This window comes from Plasticicumulans sp., from assembly GCF_035331805.1.
In the GTDB taxonomy this organism is placed as follows: domain Bacteria; phylum Pseudomonadota; class Gammaproteobacteria; order Competibacterales; family Competibacteraceae; genus Plasticicumulans.
In genome coordinates this window covers 1-3,327 of record NZ_DAOLKE010000364.1, presented here as the reverse complement: position 1 = coordinate 3,327, position 3,327 = coordinate 1, and the positions used below count along the sequence as shown (strand labels likewise).

The 3,327-nt window shown below is 66.6% G+C and carries 5 protein-coding genes; all 5 read left to right on the top strand.

What is annotated here, in order from left to right:
* Window positions 1–663 (top strand): AcaB family transcriptional regulator (locus PKE44_RS16865; RefSeq protein ID WP_324553588.1); only part of this gene is annotated, 663 nt, incomplete at its 5' end.
* Between the two features lie 50 nt (window positions 664–713).
* Window positions 714–1,049 carry a hypothetical protein gene (locus PKE44_RS16860; RefSeq protein ID WP_324553586.1) on the top strand — a complete coding sequence of 112 codons (336 nt, stop codon included), beginning with the start codon at window positions 714–716 and terminating at the stop codon, window positions 1,047–1,049.
* Window positions 1,050–1,168: 119 nt separating this feature from the next.
* Window positions 1,169–1,609, top strand: a complete 441-nt coding sequence (locus PKE44_RS16855) for a DUF3577 domain-containing protein (RefSeq protein WP_324553584.1) — start codon at window positions 1,169–1,171, stop codon at window positions 1,607–1,609.
* Between the two features lie 88 nt (window positions 1,610–1,697).
* On the top strand, window positions 1,698–2,291 hold the full coding sequence (gene radC, locus PKE44_RS16850; RefSeq protein ID WP_324553582.1) for a DNA repair protein RadC: 594 nt from the start codon (window positions 1,698–1,700) through the stop codon (window positions 2,289–2,291).
* A gap of 134 nt (window positions 2,292–2,425) precedes the next feature.
* On the top strand, window positions 2,426–3,327 hold a 902-nt coding region (locus PKE44_RS16845), incomplete at its 3' end, for a DUF932 domain-containing protein (RefSeq protein WP_324553580.1).

The following is a 3,327-nucleotide window of genomic DNA, read 5'->3' as shown; positions in this document are numbered from 1 at the left end:
GGCCGGCGCTTCGCGGCGGTGCTCAAGGCGATCTGGTACCTGTCGGCGAACGACAACCCCTACGCCGACTGGATCCTGATTCGCGTCTACCAGTCGCTGTCCGGCATCCGCTCGCAGATGGGCCAGGTCATCGAAGCGCGGGAGGCCGAGTTCGAGCGGCTTCGCCGCCGAGGGCTTGCGCTGTCGGTGCTCGCGTCGCGCAGCCCGGTCACGGTGGAGTTGGGGTTTCGCAGTCCGTATGGCTACGCCACGGCCGAGGCGATCGTCGAGTTCGACTACCACGTGCGCATGGTCAAGACCCTCGTCCTCAAGGACCGCATGAGCGACGAGGCGGGCAGGGCCGAGATCCGCGCCATCGGCCGCGGCCTGCGCGCGCTCTTCCTCGAGCCGATCCGCTGGGAGCGCAACCTGTTGCGCGAGGAAATGCTCCCGCTGAGCCGGCGCGACTTCCTGCCGGGCGCCGACGAAGCGGCTCGGCAGCGCGTGCGCGCCGCGGTGGCGCTGTTCGGTGAACTCCCGCGCAAGGTGTTCACCGGCGAGGAGGCGCCGCGGCACTCGCAGCGGCGCGTCACCCCGACCGCGGCGGAACTGCGGTTGATGCAGCAGGTCTCGCTCGGCGCGGACGCCGAGCCGCCGCCACCGTCGGCAGGGCAGCTCCTGTGACGACGGCGTTGTGCCAGCCGGCACGGCACCCCAGTGCGCCGGAGTGGGCGATGCTTTGCGTGCTTGCGCGCGAGGCGCTCGCCGTCGCCACGCTGCACGGTGCCGCGCAGCTGTCATTCCGCGGCTATCGCGTCGCTGCCACGCGCCTCTGCGCCGCCGGGGCGGATGGCGCATTCGTCGAGATCACGCTCGCTGGCAATCGCGGCGGCGAGCCGCTCGACCGTGTCCGCATTGCAGTTGCATCCCGATCGGACGTGGGATCAGCATGCCGCATCGATCACTCGCACGCGCCGGCGATTGCCGCGTGCCAGGCCGAGTCTCTCGCTGGCTGTGTCAGCCCGGTTGATGCCCGTTACGCATCGCCCGAAACCGGTCAGATCTCCTGAGAACCGGTGGCCGCAAGGCCCGGAGATTTCGTCAGTGCTTCTACCCAGCCGGGGAGTCCCATCCCCGTACTGGGGGTGGTCTCTCCATTTCCATGTGTTCCATGTCATAGGAGGCCATCATGTCTGAGTCATCCCAAGCCAGCAGCCCGTCGTCGTTCTTCAATCTGCACGTCGAAGGCGTCGGCTATCTCAATCGTGTGCGCACCGTGAAGCCGAAGAAGGGCCAGGAGTTCCTGGCCTGCACCGTGGCTGCCCTCCGCGGCAGCGACAGTGACGTCAGCTACACGAAGTTCGACTGCCGTGTCAGCGGTGCTGACGCTCAGGCGATCGTCAAGCGCCTGGAAAACGATGTCGCGGCCGACAAGTCCGTGATCATCGGCTTCCGGATCGCCGACATCTATCCCGAAATGTTCACCTTCGAGAAGGGCGACAGGAAGGGACAGCCGGGCGTCAGCATCAAGGGTCGACTGCTGCGCATCAAGTTCGCCAAGGTCAACGGCGAACCCATCGATGTGCCGCAACCGGCGCGCGCGGAGGAACGCGAGAGCGTTCCGTTCTGACCGCCGGCACCGTCAGTCTCAATCCATCCCCCGGGGAGCTCGCTCCCTGGGGGAGGAGTTCCCCATTCGTCATACGAAGGAGAACTCCATGTGTCGACCGATCGAGTCGATGTCGGACGCGGCCCTGCTCAGCACGCTGGTGGGACCCCGAACGGCAGCGAACCTGTTGAAAGACGCGAGCGGCAGCCTGTCGCGGCTGCTGAACGCAGACGTAGCGCAGCAAGTCCCGTCGTCCTCCGTCGGAGCGAAGCTGATGGCGGCCAGGGAACTGGTCCGTCGTGCCCTTGCCGAGACGATGCGCGAGCGGGACATGCTGGCCTCACCGGCCGCGGTGCGCGACTACTTGCGGATCATGCTGGCCCAGCGCGACCACGAAGTCTTCATGGTGCTGTTCCTCGATGCACAGAACCGGGTCATCGCGCCCGAGGAAATGTTTCGAGGGACGCTCACGCAGACCAGCGTGTACCCGCGTGAAGTGGTCAAGCGGGCGCTGTCGCTGAACGCTGCGGCAGTGATCCTGGCGCACAACCACCCATCAGGCGTCGCCGAGCCCAGCCGGGCCGACGAGTTCCTGACCCAGTCGCTGCGCTCCGCGCTGGCCCTGGTCGACATCCGTGTGCTCGACCACATCGTGATCGCAGGCAGCAACGCCACCTCGTTCGCCGAACGTGGTCTGTTGTAGCCCGTGAACCCTGCGCGACACCCGTCGCGCTTCCCATCCGGATCGGGATTCCCCGGTCCGGTTCTTCACCCCAGCGGGGATGTGCATCCCCGCATGGCGGGGGGCCGTTCCTGCAACTTCTCTGGAGTCTCACCATGAAGAGCGGACGTTCCCTCGTCGACCTGGCCCACGAACTCGAGCGCCAGATCTCCTCCAAGCGCGACCTGGTCGTGCCTTCGTCCTTCCTGCAGTGCCGTACCGATGAGGATGGCAGCCTCAAGCTGATCGTCGACTCCCGCCAGGGAGACGGCGAATACGGCGTCACGGGTCTGGCGCGTCGGCAGCTCGCCGACAAGCTCAAGATCCCGTTCGCCTACTTCGAGCGCATGCGTACCGAGCAGCCGCAACTGCTCGATCGCAACGTCAACACCTGGCTGCAATCGGACGGCGACCGCCGGATGATCCGCACGCTGGACGGGCAGGTGAGGGCGGTGCTGTCGGACCGCTATCGCCGGCTGGACAACTTCGATCTTGCGGAGAACGTCCTGCCGATCCTGCAGCGGCTGGAAGGTGCCCGCTTCGAATCGGTCGAACTGACCGAGACGAAGATGTACCTGAAGGTCATCACGCCCCGCGTCGAGTTCGAGGTCGCCCCCGGCGACATCGTGCAGGCCGGCATCGTCATCACCAACTCGGAGGTCGGCTGCGGCACGCTCTCGGTGCAGCCGCTGATCTACCGGCTGGTGTGCAAGAACGGTCTGATCGCATCGGACCACGCGCTGCGCAAGACGCACGTCGGGCGCTCGCTGACCACGGAAGCGGAGTCGGTCAATGTGTTCAGGGACGACACCCTGGCCGCAGACGACCGGGCCTTCTTCCTGAAGGTGCGGGATGTGGTCGAGGCTGCGGTTTCCGAAGCCACGTTCCGCCAGGTCGCGCAGAAGCTGCAGAAGACGCGCGACATCCGTCTGACCGGCGACCCGGTGAAGTCCGTCGAGGTGCTGGCCAACCGCTACACGCTCAACGACACCGAGCGGGCCGGCGTGCTGCGGCACCT